The sequence below is a fragment of the Mesorhizobium sp. WSM4836 genome, from assembly GCF_055811815.1.
On the sequence record NZ_JBVVQF010000014.1, the window covers coordinates 163,413 to 180,444 of the forward strand.

18 protein-coding genes are annotated in these 17,032 nt (G+C 61.7%); 3 read left to right on the forward strand and 15 right to left on the reverse strand.

From position 1 onward, the window contains the following. The first annotated feature begins 1 nt into the window (after position 1). Positions 2 to 382 carry a c-type cytochrome gene (locus AC0L2P_RS18190; protein ID WP_473502680.1) on the forward strand — a complete coding sequence of 127 codons (381 nt, stop codon included), beginning with the start codon at positions 2 to 4 and terminating at the stop codon, positions 380 to 382. A 63-nt stretch (positions 383 to 445) separates the two neighbouring features. On the opposite strand, the gene gph is transcribed toward AC0L2P_RS18190, so the two are convergent. From gph to AC0L2P_RS18240, 10 genes are all read right to left on the reverse strand, one after another. Beyond that, entirely contained in the window at positions 446 to 1,147 is a 702-nt protein-coding gene (gph, locus tag AC0L2P_RS18195) for a phosphoglycolate phosphatase (RefSeq protein ID WP_473502681.1), read from the reverse strand. Beyond that, complete coding sequence (locus AC0L2P_RS18200) at positions 1,144 to 1,701, reverse strand: thioredoxin family protein (protein ID WP_473502682.1); 558 nt, start codon at positions 1,699 to 1,701, stop codon at positions 1,144 to 1,146. Before AC0L2P_RS18200 ends, gph begins: the two co-directional genes overlap by 4 nt. A 22-nt stretch (positions 1,702 to 1,723) precedes the next feature. Beyond that, positions 1,724 to 2,410 (reverse strand): ribulose-phosphate 3-epimerase, encoded by a 687-nt coding sequence (rpe, locus tag AC0L2P_RS18205; protein ID WP_473502683.1) that lies wholly within the window; start codon positions 2,408 to 2,410, stop codon positions 1,724 to 1,726. A gap of 62 nt (positions 2,411 to 2,472) precedes the next feature. After that, a complete protein-coding gene (gene cbbX / locus AC0L2P_RS18210; protein ID WP_473502684.1) occupies positions 2,473 to 3,411 on the reverse strand; it encodes a CbbX protein in 939 nt (312 codons plus the stop codon). A gap of 8 nt (positions 3,412 to 3,419) precedes the next feature. After that, positions 3,420 to 3,854, reverse strand: coding sequence for a ribulose bisphosphate carboxylase small subunit (locus AC0L2P_RS18215; RefSeq protein WP_473502685.1), 435 nt, complete (start codon positions 3,852 to 3,854; stop codon positions 3,420 to 3,422). A gap of 18 nt (positions 3,855 to 3,872) precedes the next feature. After that, on the reverse strand, positions 3,873 to 5,366 hold the full coding sequence (locus AC0L2P_RS18220) for a ribulose-bisphosphate carboxylase large subunit (RefSeq protein ID WP_473502686.1): 1,494 nt from the start codon (positions 5,364 to 5,366) through the stop codon (positions 3,873 to 3,875). Positions 5,367 to 5,387: 21 nt separating this feature from the next. Then, on the reverse strand, positions 5,388 to 6,467 hold the full coding sequence (gene fba, locus AC0L2P_RS18225) for a class II fructose-bisphosphate aldolase (RefSeq protein ID WP_473502687.1): 1,080 nt from the start codon (positions 6,465 to 6,467) through the stop codon (positions 5,388 to 5,390). Positions 6,468 to 6,477: 10 nt separating this feature from the next. Then, positions 6,478 to 8,484: a transketolase gene (gene tkt, locus AC0L2P_RS18230; protein ID WP_473502688.1), complete on the reverse strand. Its 2,007-nt coding sequence runs from the start codon at positions 8,482 to 8,484 to the stop codon at positions 6,478 to 6,480. A 10-nt stretch (positions 8,485 to 8,494) separates the two neighbouring features. Continuing rightward, complete coding sequence (locus tag AC0L2P_RS18235; protein ID WP_473502689.1) at positions 8,495 to 9,367, reverse strand: phosphoribulokinase; 873 nt, start codon at positions 9,365 to 9,367, stop codon at positions 8,495 to 8,497. A 5-nt stretch (positions 9,368 to 9,372) separates the two neighbouring features. Next, positions 9,373 to 10,419, reverse strand: coding sequence for a class 1 fructose-bisphosphatase (locus tag AC0L2P_RS18240; protein ID WP_473502690.1), 1,047 nt, complete (start codon positions 10,417 to 10,419; stop codon positions 9,373 to 9,375). Positions 10,420 to 10,542: 123 nt separating this feature from the next. Between AC0L2P_RS18240 and AC0L2P_RS18245 the strand changes: the two genes are divergently transcribed. Then, positions 10,543 to 11,502, forward strand: a complete 960-nt coding sequence (locus AC0L2P_RS18245; RefSeq protein ID WP_473502691.1) for a LysR family transcriptional regulator — start codon at positions 10,543 to 10,545, stop codon at positions 11,500 to 11,502. Between the two features lie 310 nt (positions 11,503 to 11,812). Beyond that, on the forward strand, positions 11,813 to 12,013 hold the full coding sequence (locus AC0L2P_RS18250; protein WP_473502692.1) for a hypothetical protein: 201 nt from the start codon (positions 11,813 to 11,815) through the stop codon (positions 12,011 to 12,013). Between the two features lie 28 nt (positions 12,014 to 12,041). Here the strand turns inward: AC0L2P_RS18250 and AC0L2P_RS18255 are convergent, their stop codons facing one another. The 5 genes from AC0L2P_RS18255 to AC0L2P_RS18275 all read right to left on the reverse strand — a co-directional run bounded on the left by AC0L2P_RS18255 (position 12,042) and on the right by AC0L2P_RS18275 (position 16,598). After that, complete coding sequence (locus AC0L2P_RS18255; protein ID WP_473502693.1) at positions 12,042 to 12,671, reverse strand: hypothetical protein; 630 nt, start codon at positions 12,669 to 12,671, stop codon at positions 12,042 to 12,044. Then, positions 12,671 to 13,546, reverse strand: coding sequence for an ABC transporter permease (locus tag AC0L2P_RS18260; RefSeq protein ID WP_473502694.1), 876 nt, complete (start codon positions 13,544 to 13,546; stop codon positions 12,671 to 12,673). Before AC0L2P_RS18260 ends, AC0L2P_RS18255 begins: the two co-directional genes overlap by 1 nt. Then, entirely contained in the window at positions 13,543 to 14,331 is a 789-nt protein-coding gene (locus AC0L2P_RS18265) for an ATP-binding cassette domain-containing protein (protein WP_473502695.1), read from the reverse strand. The genes AC0L2P_RS18260 and AC0L2P_RS18265 overlap by 4 nt, the downstream gene beginning before the upstream one ends. A 98-nt stretch (positions 14,332 to 14,429) precedes the next feature. After that, positions 14,430 to 15,401, reverse strand: coding sequence for a YVTN family beta-propeller repeat protein (locus tag AC0L2P_RS18270; RefSeq protein WP_473502696.1), 972 nt, complete (start codon positions 15,399 to 15,401; stop codon positions 14,430 to 14,432). A 21-nt stretch (positions 15,402 to 15,422) separates the two neighbouring features. Continuing rightward, positions 15,423 to 16,598: an ABC transporter substrate-binding protein gene (locus AC0L2P_RS18275; RefSeq protein WP_473502697.1), complete on the reverse strand. Its 1,176-nt coding sequence runs from the start codon at positions 16,596 to 16,598 to the stop codon at positions 15,423 to 15,425. Positions 16,599 to 17,032 lie beyond the last annotated feature (434 nt).

The window sequence follows — 17,032 nt, forward strand, 5'->3', positions numbered from 1 at the left end:
CATGCGTGCAATCGCATTTTTCGCCGTCGTGTCCGTCGCGACGTTCATTACCAATCAGTCCCAGGCACAGGATGCCGCCGCGGGTGAGAAGGTATTCGCCAAATGCAAGGTCTGCCACGTCGCGGACAAGGATCAGAACAAGGTCGGTCCGTCGTTGAACGGCGTCATCGGCCGGACCGCCGGCACGCATCCGGGGTTCAGCTATTCGAAAGCCATGGTCGAGGCGGGTAAATCCGGCGTCAAATGGGATGAGGCCACGCTGACGACCTATCTTCACGATCCCAAGGCGATGGTCAAAGGAACGAAGATGGCGTTTCCCGGCCTCAAAAAGGACGAGGACATTGCCAACGTCATCGCCTATCTGAAGCAATTCTCCAAGTAGCGCAGCTTCGCTCCCGCTGCCGTTCACTGCGGCCGGCGTCCGCCTTGTGATTAGCACTGCTAATCACGCAGCGTCTTGCAGTCTCTGCATCGCGGATGGCAGATCGAACAGGCCGTCGCAAACGAGGTCGGCGCCAAGCTCTTCAACGGGAATTTGGCTGTATCCACCACGCAGCAGAATGACTGGCATGCCGGCGGCGCGGGCGGCGGTCACGTCGGCGCCGCTGTCTCCGACCATCAGCGTGTCACGAGCTTCGACCTGAAGCTGGTCGAGCGCTAGCAACAGCGCGTCCGGCGCCGGTTTCAAGTATGTCACCGCATCTCCGCCGACGATCGCGCCGAGATATTCCGTCAACCCAAAATGCAGCAGGATTTCGCGAGCTGCCAACTGCGGCTTGTTGGTGACCACGCCCATGGCTATTCCGCTCAAATGCAAGTGCGTGAGAACCTCCTTGACGTCTGGCATCAGCCTCGTGCGGCCGGTCAGATGCCTGCGATAGATCGGCGCCATGACGCGGTTGGCCTCGTCGAGCGCGCTGCCGAGGAGCGGCGTGCCGGAAGCCGCGAAGGCTCGTTCGACCAGTTTCCTGATGCCGCCGCCGATCATGGCCTTGACCTGATCCAGGCGCAGCGGCGGCAGATCGCGGCCGGCCAGCAATTCGTTGACGGCGGCCGTTATATCAGGCGCCGAATCGACCAGTGTGCCGTCGAGATCGAACAGGATCGCTTTCGGCGACCCAAACGGCCTGCCTGCGCCGACGTTCATGCAGCATCCTTCCACTTGATGGAGCAACCGATCGAAGCGATCTGGTCAAGCGGTCCGTCGCCGGTTCGGGCAACCTGCTTCATCGCCTCGAACAGGTCGCGCCTCAGCCCGGACGGTTCGGAGTCGCGTCGCGACGCGTCAAGCCGGCCGCGATATTGCAGCGTCAACTCGCTGTTCAACCCGAAAAAATCCGGGGTGCAAACGGCTCCATAGACACGCGCCACCCTCTGGCGCTCGTCGTGGAGATAGGGGAAAGTGAAGCCGTTTGTCCTGGCGAAGAGCTTCATATTGTCGAAGGAATCATCTGGATAAGCCCCGGCATCGTTTGAGTTGATCGCGACAAAGCCGATGCCTTCGGCCTTGAGATCGTTGGCGTCGCGCACCATGCGTGAAATCACCGCCTTCACATAGGGGCAGTGATTGCAGATGAAGGCCACCACCAACCCGTTCGGGCCGGCTTGGCTTAAGATCGAATGCGATGTCCCGTCGACGCCTGGCAAAACGGCATCGATGGCTCGCCAGCCGAAATCGCAGACAGGTGGAATTGCCGCCATATTTGCCCTCCGATGAGACGGTTTATGCAGCTTTCCGGACCGCCCCGTCGGCCGCCTGCCTGATGGCGGCGATATTGGCACGATAGGCAGCCTCGGTTCCACCCTTGAAGATGGCCGATCCGGCGACCAGCACATTGGCGCCGGCCGCGGTGACCAGTGGGGCGGTCTCGGGCGTGACACCGCCGTCGATCTCGATGTCAATCGGGCGCTTGCCGATCAACGCCTTGACCCGCCTGACCTTGTCGACGACCGCCGAAATGAACGCCTGGCCGCCGAAGCCCGGATTGACCGTCATCAGAAGCACCAGGTCGAGCCGGTCGAGCACATATTCGATGACGCTTTCCGGTGTCGACGGGTTCAGCGACACGCCCGCCTTCTTGCCGAGATTCCTGATTGCCTGCAGCGAACGGTCGAGATGCGGCCCGGCCTCGGCATGCACCGTGATGATGTCGCAGCCGGCATCGGCGAAGGCGCCGAGATAGGCGTCGGCCGGCGCGATCATCAGGTGGCAGTCGAAGACCTTGTCCGTTCGATTACGGATCGCCTTGACCACTGGCGGACCGAAGGTGATGTTGGGCACGAAGTGGCCATCCATCACATCAAGATGGATCCAATCGGCACCAGCCCGCACGACCGCTTCGACCTCGTCGCCGAGCCGTGAGAAGTCCGCGGAAAGCACCGAGGGCGCGATGATTGTCTTGGTATCCATGGTCGTCGGCTCCCATTCTGTCGTCCGTTTCCGGTCACTGCACACCAACCGGCGTCATCTTGTCAGCGCGCCTTCGTCTCCGGGTCGCCTTCGAGCTTACCTTCGGCGAACACGCGGCTGCCGCGAATGTCGGATTCCTCGATGGTGATAAGATCGATTTTCGTCAACGCCCGGTCGCGCGATGCGAAAAGCCGACTGGCCTGGCGAAGCCGCGCCCGGTCGAGGCCATTGCGGACCGAGCGGGCGTTGGAGAAATGCGGCAGCCGCATACGGATCGGGAGATACTCTTCGAGCGCCTTGGCCGCCGCTTCGCTGAGACGGTAATTCTGTTCCGCCAGCATGATCTCGGCGATCGATTTGAGTTCGCTGACGCCGTAGTCGGGAAAATCGAGGTGATGGGCGATGCGCGAGCGCATGCCGGGATTGCTGTCGAAGAAGCGGTCCATCTTGTCCTTGTAGCCGGCAAGAATCACAACCAGATCGTCACGGTTGTTTTCCATGCACTGCAGCAGGATTTCGATCGATTCCTGGCCGTAGTCGCGTTCGTTCTCGGGCTTGTAGAGATAGTAGGCCTCGTCGATGAAAAGCACCCCGCCCATGGCGCGCTTGATCACTTCCCGGGTTTTAGGCGCGGTGTGGCCCACATACTGGCCGACGAGATCGTCGCGTGTCACCGCGACCATGTGCCCTTCGCGGACATAGCCGAGACGATGCAGTATCTCTGCCATTCTGAGCGCCACGGTGGTCTTTCCCGTACCGGGATTTCCCGTAAAGTTCATGTGCAGCGTCGGCGCGCCCGAGGTCAGGCCGAACTTGCGGCGAAGCCGGTCGACCAGGAGCAGCGCGGCGATCTCGCGGATGCGATTCTTGACCGGCTTCAGTCCAACCAGTTCGCGGTCGAGCTTGTCCATCACCTCGTCGATGTTGGACGCCTCGAACTCGGCCTGCAGATCAACCGATTCGCCCTGCGCGGCAGTGCGCTTTGCTATCGCGTCCAGCATGGTTTCGCCTAGCTCCGCTCGCCTTCGGGCCTGTCGGTCGCATAAGGCACGATCGAATAGCCCTGACTGCGGCCATCGCGCTCCTGGCGCAGCAGCCGGAACCCGGGTTCATTGGGTGGCCGGTTGACGATGAATGACATGCGCGGCGCTTCCCAGCCCTTGCTCGAATCGAAGGCGGTGACCCGGACATACATGTTGGGCATGGCTTTCCGGCAATTGTTGACTTCAAGCAGGATGCCCGCCGGGTCCCTCAGGTCGAACATCGGGTTGCCGTACATTTCCCAATAGGTGTTTCGCGGATGCGGATCGTCGGTGTATTCGACGCTGACCGCCCAGTGGTTTTTCAGCGCGTATTTGATCTGCGCCGAAATCTGCTCGTCGGTCAGCTCGGGCAGGAACGAAAACTGTCCCTGCGTGACCTTGTTTCCGGGATTGGTCATCATAGCGACGGTTCCTTTCGTCTAGAAGCTCGGCGTTGCGGTTGGCACAAAGTCGGCCGTGTCGGTCGATTCGTAGTTGAAGGTGACGTCTTTCCACGTCTCCAGGGCCGCCTTGAGCGGCGTGCACCATCTGGCCGCCTGTTCGAGGATTTTGGTCCCTTCGCGCAGATAGTCGCGGCCCTCGTTGCGGGCGAGGATCATCGCCTCCAACGCGACCCGATTGGCCGTCGCGCCGGCCTGGATGCCGTCCGGATGGCCGATCGTGCCGCCGCCGAACTGCAGGACGACGTCCTCGCCGAGATAATGGATCAACTGGTGCATCTGGCCGGCATGGATGCCGCCGGAGGCGACGGGCATCACCTTGTTGAGCGAAGCCCAGTCCTGATCGAAGAACAGCCCGGTTTCGAGGTTCTGCGGCGTGCGCTCCTCGCGCAGCGTGTCATAAAACCCCTTGATCATCAGCGGGTCGCCTTCCAGCTTGCCGACCACCGTGCCGGCATGGATGTGATCGACGCCGGCCATCCGCATCCATTTGCAGATGACCCGAAAATTCATGCCGTGGTTCTTCTGGCGCGAATAGGTCGAATTGCCGGCCCGGTGCAGGTGCAGGATCATGTCATTGCGGCGTGCCCACTTGGCCATCGACTGGATCGCCGTGTAGCCAATGACGAGGTCGATCATGACGATGCAGGAGCCAAGCTGTTTTGCAAATTCGGCGCGCTCGTACATGTCCTCCATCGTGCCGGCGGTGACGTTGAGATAATGGCCCTTGACTTCGCCGGTGGCGGCCGACGCCTTGTTCACAGCCTCCATGCAATAGAGAAAGCGGTCGCGCCAGTGCATGAAGGGCTGCGAGTTGATGTTCTCGTCGTCCTTGACGAAGTCGAGGCCACCCTTCAGCGCCTCGTAGACGACGCGGCCGTAGTTGCGGCCTGACAGGCCAAGCTTCGGCTTGGTCGTGGCGCCGAGCAGCGGCCGGCCGAACTTGTCGAGCCGCTCGCGTTCCACCACGATCCCGGTCGCCGGACCCTGGAAGGTTTTGAGGTAAGCCACCGGGATGCGCATGTCCTCGAGCCGCAAGGCCTTGACGGCCTTGAAGCCGAACACGTTGCCGATGATCGATGCAGTCAGGTTGGCGATGGAGCCGGGCTCGAACAGGTCGAGGTCGTAGGCGATATAGGCGAAGTACTGTTGCTCGACCCTGGTGCCTGGACCTGTGTTCGGCACCGGCTCGGATTTGAATGCCTTAGCGCGGTAGAGCTCGCAGGCGGTCAGCCTGTCGGTCCACACCACGGTCCATGTCGCGGTAGAGGATTCACCGGCGATGGCGGCGGCCGCCTCCTCGTGGTCGACGCCGGGCTGCGGCGTGATCCGAAACATCGCGATCAGGTCGGTCTCCTTGGGCCGGTAGTCCGGCTCCCAGTAGCCCATCTTCTTGTAGGGGATGACGCCCGACCTGTAGCGTTCGTTGCCTTCCTTGAGCGTGCCTGCTGAGGGCATGTCGATCTTGTTCATGGCAGGTCTCCTGTTTGCCGCTCAGGCGGCTTTCGCGGTTGCGATTTGGGGGTCGAGCTTTCCCGCGGCGTAACGTTTCGCCATCTCATCCATGGCGATCACCCTGATCTTCGACGCGTGGCCTGCGGTGCCGAAGCGTTCGAAGCGATCGCGGCAAAGGTCGCGCAGCGCGTCCATGGCGGGTTTCAGGAATTTACGCGGATCGAATTCGCGCGGGTCCTGCGTCGCGACGCGGCGGAACTGCCCGGCCATGGCCATTCGGCAATCGGTGTCGATGTTGACCTTGCGCACGCCGTAGCGGATGCCGCGCTCGATCTCCTCGACCGGGACGCCAAAGGTCTGGGGCATCTCGCCGCCATAGTTGTTGATGATGTCCTGCAGTTCCTGCGGCACCGAGGAAGACCCATGCATGACCAGATGTGTGTCGGGGAGCTTTTCGTGGATTGCCTCGATCACCTGCATGGCCAGGATGCCGCCGTCGGGCTTGCGGCTGAATTTATAGGCGCCGTGCGAGGTACCGCAGGCGATCGCCAGCGCGTCGACCCGGGTAGCGGTCACGAAGTCGACCGCTTGATCGGGATCGGTCAAAAGCTGATCATGGGAAAGCGCACCTTCGGCGCCGTGCCCGTCCTCTGCCTCGCCCTGGCCGGTTTCCAGCGAGCCGAGCACGCCGAGCTCGCCTTCGACCGAAGCGCCGACCCAATGCGCCAGGCGTGCGACACGTTCGGTGATGGCGACGTTGTAATCGTAGCTCGCCGGCGTCTTGGCATCCGCCATCAGCGACCCGTCCATCATCACCGAGGTGAAGCCGTGGCGGATCGCCGACAGGCAGGTGGCTTCGTTGTTGCCGTGATCCTGATGGATGCATAGCGGAATGGCCGGATGGATTTCGGTCAACGCCTCCATCATCTTGGCCAGCATGATGTCGTTGGCATAGGAACGGGCGCCGCGCGAAGCCTGGATGATGACCGGCGCATCGCAGGCCCTGGCGGCCTCCATGATGGCGAGGCCCTGTTCCATGTTGTTGATGTTGAATGCCGGCACCCCGTAGCCGTGCTCGGCGGCATGGTCGAGAAGCTGGCGAAGGGTGATGCGGGCCATGGTCGTCCTCCTAGATGATGAGCTTCAGCGCCGCTGCCGCGACGGCTTCGGGCGTGATGTCGAAATGCCGATAGAGATCCGGGGCAGGGGCGCTGGCGCCGAAACCGGCCATGCCGATGAAAGTGCCGCTGTCGCCGATCCAGCGGTCCCAGCCGAGCCGTGCTGCGGCTTCGATGGCAATGCGTGGCGCCGAGCCGAGGACAGCCTTACGGGTGCCGGCGTCCTGTTCCTCGAAAAGCTCCCAGCACGGCATCGAGACGACCGCGGCGGCGATGCCGTGCTCGGTCTCCAGCCGTTCGGCGGCGGCAACCGCGATTTCGACCTCCGAGCCGGTGGCGATCAGCGTCACCGCGCGGTGCCCGGCTGGCTCGCGCAGGATGTAGGCGCCCCGGCTCGACCGGTTCTCGTCGCCGTGCGCTTGGCGCAGCATCGGCAGGTTCTGGCGCGAGAGCACCAGCACGCTCGGCCGGTCCTCGCTTCTCAGCGCCAGTTCCCAGCACTCCGCCGTTTCGATGATGTCGGCGGGACGGAAGACGTTGAGGTTTGGCGTCGCCCGCAGCATCGCCAGGTGCTCGACCGGCTGGTGGGTCGGGCCGTCCTCGCCGAGACCAATGGAATCATGCGTCATCACATAGATGACGCGCTGGCCCATGAGCGCCGAGAGCCGCATCGCGCCGCGCGCATAGTCGGCGAAGCACAGGAACGTGCCGCCATAAGGCACGAAGCCGCCATGCAGCGCGATCCCGTTCATGGCTGCGGCCATGCCGTGCTCGCGGATTCCATAATGGATGTAGCGGCCGGCATAGTCATCAGGCGCTATGCGATCCATGCCCTTGGTGATCGTCAGGTTCGAATGCGTCAGATCAGCGGAGCCGCCGACGGTCACCTCGGTTGCGCCATTGATCGCAGCGAGTGCCATTTCCGAGGCTTTTCGCGTTGCAACCTTGGTCGCCTTCCCGACATGCTCCTTGCGGAAAGCGCCGAGTGCTTCGAAGACCGCGTCGGGCAGGGCGCCGGCGACCGCGCTCTCGAAGGCCTGCCGACGCGGCGAGGCGGCAAGCCGCTGCTCCCAGGCGCGGCGTGCCGCTTGCCCGCGGTCGGCAATCTCGCGCCAGGCGAACAGGATGTCGTCCGGCACCTCGAACGGCGCGTAGGCCCAGCCGATGTTCTCGCGCGTCGCGGCGATCTCCGCATCGCCCAGCGGCGCGCCGTGCGTCTTTTCCGAACCGCCCAGATTAGGCGCTCCCTTGCCGATCACCGTGCGGCAGGCGATCAGGGACGGCTGGTCCGATTGCTGCGCCGCTTCGATTGCCGCCGCAACGGTTTCGGTGTCGTGGCCGTTCACCGACTGGACATGCCATCCAGCGGCTTTGAACCGTGCCGGCTGGTCCATCGAAGTCGACAGCGACGTCGGTCCGTCGATCGAGATCGCATTGTCGTCCCAAAAGACGATCAGCCGGGAGAGCTTCAGGTGACCGGCAAGATCGATCGCCTCGTGGCTGATACCTTCCTGCAGGCAGCCGTCGCCGGCGATCGCGTAGGTGAAATGGTCTACGAGATCGGCGCCGTGGCGGGCAGCAAGCATGCGCTCCGCCAGTGCCATCCCGACCGCGGTCGAAATGCCTTGCCCAAGCGGACCGGTCGTCGTCTCGATGCCAAGCGCATGGCCATATTCCGGATGTCCGGCGGTGCGGCTGCCTAGCTGGCGAAACCGCTGCAACTCCTCGATCGGCATGTCCTCGTAGCCGAGCAGGTAATGCAGCGCATATTGCAGCATCGAGCCGTGCCCGGCCGAAAGCACGAAGCGGTCGCGATCGGGCCAGTCCGGCATCGACGGATCGATATTGATGAAGCGGCTGAACAGCACCGTCGCGACATCGGCCATGCCCATCGGCATGCCCGGGTGACCGGAATTGGCCTTTTGGACGCTGTCCATCGCCAGTGCGCGAATGGCGTTGGCCATGTCGCGCTCCGAGACGGCGGTGACGGGCTTCAGGGCTGCGGCTTGGCTGTTCATGGCGTCCTCCTCACGACACACGGTTCTTGCGTTCGATCAATTGCAGGATGAGCGGCGTCAGGATCAGCTGCATGGCAAGATCGAGCTTGTTGCCGGGCACCACTATGGAATTCGGCCGCGACATGAACGAGTCGTGGATCATCGAAAGCAGGTAGGGGAAATCGATGCCGCGGGGATTGGCGAAGCGGATAACCAGCATCGATTCGTCGGGCGTCGGAATCCAGCGCGCGATGAATGGATTGGACGTGTCGACGATCGGCACACGCTGGAAGTTGATGGCGGTCTGCGAAAACTGCGGGACGATGTAGCGGACATAGTCCGGCATGCGGCGCAGGATCACGTCCATCACCGCCTCGGTGGAATAGCCGCGCGTTGCGCGGTCGCGATGGATCTTCTGGATCCATTCGAGATTTATGACCGGCACCACGCCGATCTTGAGGTCCGCGTGCCTGGCCAGGTTGATCTTGTCGGTGACGACGCAGCCATGCAGGCCCTCGTAGAAGAGCAGGTCGCTCGGCGGAAATTCGCGCCATTCGGTGAAATGTCCCGGCGGCGTGCCGTACTGCTTCTCCTCGTCCTCGTCATGGATGTAGGTGCGGGTCTTTCCGGTTCCGCGGCGGCCATATTCCTCGAATACCTCTTCGAGGATAGCCAGTTCATTGGCCTCGGCATGGAAGTGGGTGAAATTCGGATTGCCCGCCTTTTCCTCCTCGGTCACCTTCGCCTTCATCGTGGCGCGGTCGTAGCGATGGAAAGCATCGCCTTCGATGAAGGCGGCCCCGATGTTTTCGCGCCGGAAGATCAGCTCGAAGATGCGCTTGACAGAGGTAGTGCCTGCGCCCGAGGACCCGGTGATGGTAATGATGGGGTGCTTTGCCGACATGGTCTTCAGGCCCTGAAAAGGCCGCGGCGGCTGAACAGCGGCGCGCGCTCGCCGATGGCGCTCGGCTCGGTGTGGTAGCGGGTGATGCGCGCGACTTCCCGCGACGATCCGAAAACCATGGGCACGCGCTGGTGCAGGCTCTCGGGTTCGATTTCGAGGATGCGGGTGATCGTATCGGTGGCGGCGCCGGCCGCCTGTTCGACGAGAAAGGCGATCGGGTTTGCCTCATAGACGAGGCGAAGTCGCCCCTGCCTGTAGCCCTTGCGCTTGTCGCCTGGATACAGGAATACGCCGCCGCGCATCAATATGCGGTAGCAGTCGGCCACCAGGGAGGCGATCCAGCGCATGTTGAAGTCCTTCTCGCGGGGGCCTTCGGTGCCTTCGAGACAGTCGTCGATGTAGAGTCGCACCGCCTCATCCCAGTGCCGGTAGTTGGCGGCGTTGATGGCGAACTCCTGGGTACGCTGGGGGATGACCCGGCTCTCGTAGGCCTGGACGAAGGTGCCGAGTCTGGCCGAGAGAACGAACACATGCGTGCCGCTGCCGAGAGACAAAACGAGCGCCAGCTGCGGCCCATAGATGAAGAAACCGGCGCCCAGCTGGTTCACCCCGGCCTGCAAAAACGAGGCGGCCGGATTCGCCTCCGGCGCGCCAGTTGCAGCGAGCAGCGAGAAGATCGTTCCAATCGACACGTTGGTGTCGATGTTGGAAGAGCCGTCGAGCGGGTCGATGGCGATGGCAAGAGGCGCTTGCGGGTCGAGAAGCACTGGCTGGTCCAGTTCCTCGGAAGCGTAGAGCGCGACCGGAGCATGGCGCATGGCGTCGAGAAAGATGTCGTCGGCGAAGACATCGAGATCCTTCTGGACATCGCCGTCAGCATTGGCGCCGCGGGTTCCGGCAAAGGCGGTGCCGAGTACCCCTTGATTGATGGTGTTGCGGATGGTGGTGGCCGCCTGCGTCAGCCGACGGACGGTCATTACAACCGCGGCGCGCAGTTCGTCCGGCTCGCCGAGATAGGAGTTCAGAAAAGCGTCGAGCGTTGCCGCTGGCATCGTAACCTCCCGGTCCAGCCGTCTCTCCTCGGATCGGCCGGATTGGGGAATGAAAACAAACGATGCTGGATAAGTAAAATTCAATAACTTTACTTTGGCACTAAAAAAATTTTAGTATGGAAAATGAGAAATCTCACGCTCAAGCAGTTCAAGACCGTTCAGGCAATCGTCCGCCACGGGAAAATCGTCAGTGCGGCCAAGATGTTAGGCCTATCTCCTCCAGCGGTGACGATCCAATTGCGGCAGGCCGAGGAAGAGTTCCAGCTGGCCTTGTTCGACCGGACGGCGGACGGAATGCGTCCCACTGCCGCAGGTCTCGCCTTCGTTGAGACGGCACAGGCCATCGAGGAGCGACTTCGTCTGCTCGAAGACAAGATGGATGCGATCAAGGGCGTGCGCGCCGGCAGCTTGCGGCTCGGCGTCGTTTCCACGGCCAAATATTTCGCACCGCGGCTGATGGCTGCCTTCATGAAGGAACATCCCAACATCGACATGCGGCTTGCCATTGGTAATCGCGCCGAGACGATCGACAATCTGAAGAATCACGACATCGACATCGCGCTCATGGGACGCCCGGCGAAAGAAGTCCCGGTGCGTGCTTCAGTCTTCGGCGATCACCCGCTGGTCATCATCGCGCCACCCGACCACCCGCTGGCCTCGGCGCGCGAGATATCCAAGGAGCAGATTGCCCAGGAACATTTCCTCATTCGCGAATCCGGCTCCGGCACGCGCATCTCGCTGGAAATATTTTTGAGCGACGTGCCTGGTCGCATTGACGATCTCGGCGTCGAGATGGGCTCGAACGAGACGATCAAACAGGCGGTGATGGCCGGGCTAGGCATCGCCTTCATCTCTGCCCATACCATCGCCGCGGAAATCGAGGCTGGCCGGCTGGTCATCCTCGACGTCGTCGGCATGCCGATCCGTCGGCAATGGTTTTCGGTGATGCGCAGCGATCACGCGATCTCGCCGGCGATGGCGACCTTCCACGATTTTCTGATGCGCAAGGGCGCGATGTACCTGCCGCTGTTCGGCAAGCTCTATCCGCACGAGGAACCGAGCACGAAAAATCGTGCGAGTTAGGGGATGCGGCCGGCGAAGCTGCCGATCCCCCCTCGCGGGGGCTGTCCCTCCGACCTGTCAAACGATCAGGACCAAACCTGCGCAGGCCGGTTTGGAGAACTTGACGCACAAAACTCTGAAGCGATTGCCCTGGAAAACGCCCTTCGGTCGTTGGCGTTAGATTAGCGTCATGTTATATTGCGGCGCGAAAGAGCGGGGGCCACGTTCCTTTCACACCCGTAAGCGATCTGTATGTGCGACCCCTGCACACTGCTCGGTATCACGGAAACTCCCGAGCATGGGGTTCGGGAACCGAGGGGGACAAGGGGTAATGCTTTACACGCTCGTTATGATGGTCTGCCTGACGGATGTGCCGCAGACCTGTGAACAACGCGAACAGGTGGTGGACGGCCTGGCGATGAATCCCGGGACCGCCTTCATGCAGGCGCAACCGCTGGTAGCCCAGTGGATCGAGACGCATCCCGGTTATTTCGTCCAGCGCTGGCGCGTGCTGCCCGGCCGTGGATCGTGATATCCGCCGCAAAGATCGAAATGAGGCGCTACTTCTTCGCGGCGAGCGTTTCCGCGACGGCCTTGGACAATTGATAAAGCCGCTGCTCGATTATCGTCGGCACTTCACAGACGTAAGTCAGTGATTGGACGCGTTCATTGAAAATTCGCGTTGCGAATTTCAGCTGTTCGGTTCGCCGATCGATCTCTTCGGGATCTGAATCCGGCTTTTCCCGCGACGCATCGACATCGGATGCTTCCTTGCGCAAGGCGGCGGCCATTTCGAGCTGCTTGTGGGCGTAGCGGGAAATGCCGGAGATCACCTGCGAGCGCTCGGCGTCCATGTGATCGAACATGCCTTGCACCAGCATCGCCATTTTGGGTGCAAGTTGCTCGGCCGGCAAGGAGGCGGCGAAATCCTTGATCTTCTTTTGAGCTTCCGCAATCGGCATCCGGCGAGCTCCCACCTCTTCGACCAGGGCGGAGATGGTGGGATCCTTCGACCAGTCCTTCGCCGCTGAAGGAAGGTCCGGCCCGCTCCAGATCTGGCCGAGCGAGAGTTGCGGCACCTTGCGCTGTATGCAGGGCCAGTCCGGATCGGGGTTCGCCGCCATGGCGTTGACGCCCGGCGCGAGCATGGCAAACAGAACCAGGCCGCGAACATGGCTCATTCGCACCATCAGGCATTTCCTCCCGCGTCCTGTTTGCGGGTCATCAGGCCGCGCGAAGGGTCGTAGGCGATGATGGCGGCGGCAAGGAACAGCAGCGTGCAGCCGGCAACGACGCCCAGCGACAGCCAGTCAACTTGGCCGTAGAAGGCGAAGCGGATCAGTTCGACGGCGTAAGTAAACGGATTGGCGAGGCAGATTTTGTAGAGCAGGGGGCTAGCCTCCTGGATACGCCACAAGGGATAGAGTGCCGGAGAAGCGAAATAGCCGGGAAAGATGACGAAGTTCATGATGCCGGCGAAGTTTTCGAGCTGCTTGATCATCGAGGACAAAAGCATGCCGAGCGCGCACAGCATCATGCCTGACAGGAACAACGCCGGCAGTACGGTGAGATAGCCAAGTGGCGGCGCCTTGACCCCCCAGAACCAGGCAACGATCAGAAACGCGTAGACCTGCGCGATCGACACGGCGACACCGGCGAGCATCTTCGAGACCAGTAAAAACCAACGCGGGAAAGGGCTGACCAGCAGGGTGCGCATGTTGCCCATCTCGCGGTCATGGACCATCGACAGCGAAGACTGCATGCCCGAAAATAGCAGAATCATGCCGCACAGGCCCGGCGTGATGTAGACCTCGTAGAGCACGTAGGTCTTGTAGGGCGGGATGATCGATACGCCGAGCACCTGCCGGAATCCGGCTGCAAAAATGAACAGCCAGACGAGCGGCCGAACCAGCGAGGATATGAAGCGCTCGCGCTGATGCAGGAAGCGCAGGCACTCCCGCACGACGATCCCTTTGAGGCAAATGAGGTAGTGGCGGAGCCCAAATTGTTCGAACTTCACCGGCGTGAGGGCGGCGACTTTTGCGGGCATTGCGGGAGCGCTCATGGCGACATCTCCGCGATGCCGCTTGTTTCGATGCGGTTGAGCCTGGAAAAGGCGTCGCGGATCGAACTGGCACCGCTGGTCCCAACGACATCGGCCACCTTGCCCTTGGCCACCAGATCGCCCTGCCGCAGCACGACGACATGGTCGCCGTCTTCGACTTCATCGATCAGATGCGTCGCCCACAGCACGCCGAGGCCCTCGATCTCGACGAGCTTGCGGATGGTGGCCAAAATGCCCGCACGCGACTGGATGTCGAGACCGACCGTCGCCTCGTCGAGCAACAGCAGGGAAGGGCGGTGGAGCAGCGCCCGCGCGATCTCGATGCGCCGCATTTGGCCGCCGGAAAGACTGCGTGCCTTGTCATGCTGACGGCCCTGCATGTTGACTGTATCGAGCAACGCGGCAATGCGCTGCCGGGCTTGATGTCCGCCAATGCCATGCAGCGAGGCGTGGTAGGAGAGGTTCTGGTGGACGCTGAGGTCGAGGTCGAGCGTGCGTGCCTGGAACACGATGCCGACACGCCTGAGCGCCTCGCCCGAAGCGCGGCTGACGTCATGGCCGAAGATGCGGATCGATCCGCGGCGGGTGCCGTAAAGATGGCTGATCAGCGAGAACAAAGTTGTCTTGCCGGCGCCGTTGAGGCCGAGCAGGACGGTGAAAGTTCCCGGCGCGATTGAGAATGAGACGTCGTGGAGTGCCCGCTTCGCACCATAGGAATGGCTGATACCGGCAACATCGAGCGCGGCCACCTCCTCTTCAGCTCCGCTGGTCCTCACATGCCGCATGCTGCTGGCTCCTTCGGGGCGCGCTGGTTATTTAGTGCACTTGCAACATCCCCGCGGCAAATATTCATTATGTCGGCCTCCCTGATACTCGCTGCGGTCTAGTGGGGCGATATGGCCACGCCCCAAGGCTGCTGGCCCACCGTAACCGACTGAACCGGCTCGTCCGTCGCCGTGTCGATGAAGGTGATGTCGTTGGAATTGCCATTGGTGGTGATCAGCGTCTTCTGATCGGGGGTGAAGTCGAGATGCCAGACGCGCTGGCCGACCAGGATATATTTCTCCACCTCATAGGTTTCGGTATTGATGACGGCAACGTGGTTCGCCGGGCCGAGCGCGACATAGGCCTTCTTGCCGTCGGCGCTGATCGCGATGCCGACCGGCTGGATGGTTTCGGGCCGCAGTCCCGCAATCGCGAACTGAATCTTCTTAACCACCTCGCGTTTGGAACTGTCGATCACGCTGACGGTGCCGCCGATTTCGGCACTGACCCAGATCTGTGATCCGTCGGGCTTGAATTGCGCAAAGCGCGGACGCGTGTCGACCAGGACATTGTCGATCACCTCATGGCTGTCGGTGTCGATGAAATGCGCCATGCTGGTGGTTTCGGAGGTGTTGACCATGGTTTTGCCATCGGGACTGACGGCCATGCCTTCAGGCTCCACCCCAACAGGAATCTCGATCACGACCTGCTTGCTCTCGATATTAATCGCGGTGACGAGATTGTCGTCCTCGTTGGCGACGTAGAGCGTCTTGCCGTCGGGCGAAAGCACGAACAGTTCGGGATCTGGGCCCGATGGCAGCGTGCCCACGATCTGCAGCGTCGCCGTATCGATGATTTCGATCGTATCGTCATCGCTGGCGCACAAATAGATGAACTTGCCGTCATGCGAGATGGTGATACCGCGCGGCCTCTGGCCGACTTCGATGGTCTTCACCACTTGCATCGTCGCCGCGTCGACGACCGTTATCGTATTGTCTTTCTCGTTGGAGACATAAACGGTGTAAGGCCACGCCGGATTGGCCATGAAGCCGGTTGCGAGAATGGCGAGTGCGCAAGCTCGTCTCTGCACGAAAATTCCTCCCGATTGGGTCTACTTAAGGACGCATTTCGTTTCCGGCTGATCGACGCCGAGCGTATCGAGCTCGGAGATCTGGTGGAGATAACCCTCCTGTGGCGATGTCGAGACCACCGATTTAGTGTCGCCGAGCAGGATTGGCTGGCGAAGCTGATGGTTCCACTTGCGGAAGGTCAGCTTCTGTCCCTTGAAGGCGGCGACCGAGAAATCGTCCGAGCGGATGTAGCCGCTGATCTTCTTCGGATCGTCGCCATTGGTCCGCGTGCTGGCTTCGCCCACCGCCCGCACCGCCGTCCAGGCGGACATATCCTTGGACAGCATTCGCCGGCCGGTCGTCCTCAGGAAACGGCTTTGCATTTGAATGCCGCCCCATTGCTCGCTCGCGGGATGCCAGGACGATGCGACAAGACCGGCCGTGCCGGCGACCAGCCGCGGTATCCAGGTGCGGTAGGGCACATAGGTTCCGAACACCTCGCTCTCATCGGCGACAAGCACCACGTCATGCTCCGGCAGATCCTGTGTGAACACGGAAATCTGCTGCTGTATCTGGGTGGCGCCGGTATCGGTGCGGCGCGCCGTGCCAGTGTCCTTGAACTCCTTCTCGGCGATGATCTGACCGCCGAAGCGGGCGGCGGCGCGGCGCAACGCGGCCGCATAGAGATGATCCCGCTCATGCGAACCGTAGAGCAGCACCCAATTCGGCCATTTCTTTACCACCAGATACTGCGCCAGCGCGTCGGCCAGCATGCTTCGCGTCGGCGCCACATGGAAAATGTTTATGCGGCAGTCTTCCTCGCGCAGGCTGTCGTCTGTGGCGCCGACATTGAAGACCAGAACGCCCTTGTCGCGGGCGGTGTCGGCGATCGAGAGCAATTGCCTGGCCGAGAGGTCCGCGACAACATAGCGGTCACCTTTGGCGATCAGATCGTTGAACGCCTGAACCGCGTCGGCGTCGGCCTTGACCTCGGCTATGTCGAGGCTGAATTTCTGGCTGACGAACTTTCCTGTCGTATTGTTGTCGCCGATCGCCACATTGGCGCCGGCAACACCTTCGTCGCGTGGCGGCAGGTCCAGCAGGGAAAGCGCCAGTTGCGGCGCGTAGGCCCGCAGATAACCTATTCTGATTTCGGCTATCTTTCTTTCCGGCCTGTCGGTTGCGACCGGTTGCTTGCCCGTCGCTTCCTGGGCCATCACGTCCGCAACATTGGCGGTCTGGAAAAAAAAGCACAAAAAGGCCGCGAGAGTGCCTGGCACCGCGCTCGTCATCGATAAAACTGCCCATTCTTGCACTAAAGTCCGATTGTTCCCGGACCAGCGCGAATTCAAGGTGCCCACAATGAGCTTAGCGGACCCAACAAGATTTATCAAAGCCCTGCAAGTGGACTTGCGTGTCTGCTTTAGTCCTATGGCTTTTCGCGGAGATACGGCGGTGAATGAGGGTGTTGCGGTCTTCGACTGCGAGATCATCCGCAGCAATGCCGGAATGTGAAACTCTATGGGTTGTCTTGGGAGGATTGCCTGATGAAAACGCGCGCCGCTGTCGCCGTTGCCGCCGGAAAGCCGCTGGAGATCATGGAGGTCGACCTCGAAGGTCCCCGCGATGGCGAGGTGCTGGTCGAGATCAA

Bases quoted from the DNA above. Each gene is read 5' to 3' on its own strand.
- AC0L2P_RS18190 (WP_473502680.1), top strand. From the start codon at position 2: ATGCGTGCAATCGCATTTTTCGCCGTCGTGTCCGTCGCGACGTTCATT.
- gph (WP_473502681.1), bottom strand. From the start codon at position 1,147: ATGAACGTCGGCGCAGGCAGGCCGTTTGGGTCGCCGAAAGCGATCCTG.
- AC0L2P_RS18200 (WP_473502682.1), bottom strand. From the start codon at position 1,701: ATGGCGGCAATTCCACCTGTCTGCGATTTCGGCTGGCGAGCCATCGAT.
- rpe (WP_473502683.1), bottom strand. From the start codon at position 2,410: ATGGATACCAAGACAATCATCGCGCCCTCGGTGCTTTCCGCGGACTTC.
- cbbX (WP_473502684.1), bottom strand. From the start codon at position 3,411: ATGCTGGACGCGATAGCAAAGCGCACTGCCGCGCAGGGCGAATCGGTT.
- AC0L2P_RS18215 (WP_473502685.1), bottom strand. From the start codon at position 3,854: ATGATGACCAATCCCGGAAACAAGGTCACGCAGGGACAGTTTTCGTTC.
- AC0L2P_RS18220 (WP_473502686.1), bottom strand. From the start codon at position 5,366: ATGAACAAGATCGACATGCCCTCAGCAGGCACGCTCAAGGAAGGCAAC.
- fba (WP_473502687.1), bottom strand. From the start codon at position 6,467: ATGGCCCGCATCACCCTTCGCCAGCTTCTCGACCATGCCGCCGAGCAC.
- tkt (WP_473502688.1), bottom strand. From the start codon at position 8,484: ATGAACAGCCAAGCCGCAGCCCTGAAGCCCGTCACCGCCGTCTCGGAG.
- AC0L2P_RS18235 (WP_473502689.1), bottom strand. From the start codon at position 9,367: ATGTCGGCAAAGCACCCCATCATTACCATCACCGGGTCCTCGGGCGCA.
- AC0L2P_RS18240 (WP_473502690.1), bottom strand. From the start codon at position 10,419: ATGCCAGCGGCAACGCTCGACGCTTTTCTGAACTCCTATCTCGGCGAG.
- AC0L2P_RS18245 (WP_473502691.1), top strand. From the start codon at position 10,543: ATGAGAAATCTCACGCTCAAGCAGTTCAAGACCGTTCAGGCAATCGTC.
- AC0L2P_RS18250 (WP_473502692.1), top strand. From the start codon at position 11,813: ATGCTTTACACGCTCGTTATGATGGTCTGCCTGACGGATGTGCCGCAG.
- AC0L2P_RS18255 (WP_473502693.1), bottom strand. From the start codon at position 12,671: ATGGTGCGAATGAGCCATGTTCGCGGCCTGGTTCTGTTTGCCATGCTC.
- AC0L2P_RS18260 (WP_473502694.1), bottom strand. From the start codon at position 13,546: ATGAGCGCTCCCGCAATGCCCGCAAAAGTCGCCGCCCTCACGCCGGTG.
- AC0L2P_RS18265 (WP_473502695.1), bottom strand. From the start codon at position 14,331: ATGCGGCATGTGAGGACCAGCGGAGCTGAAGAGGAGGTGGCCGCGCTC.
- AC0L2P_RS18275 (WP_473502697.1), bottom strand. From the start codon at position 16,598: ATGGCCCAGGAAGCGACGGGCAAGCAACCGGTCGCAACCGACAGGCCG.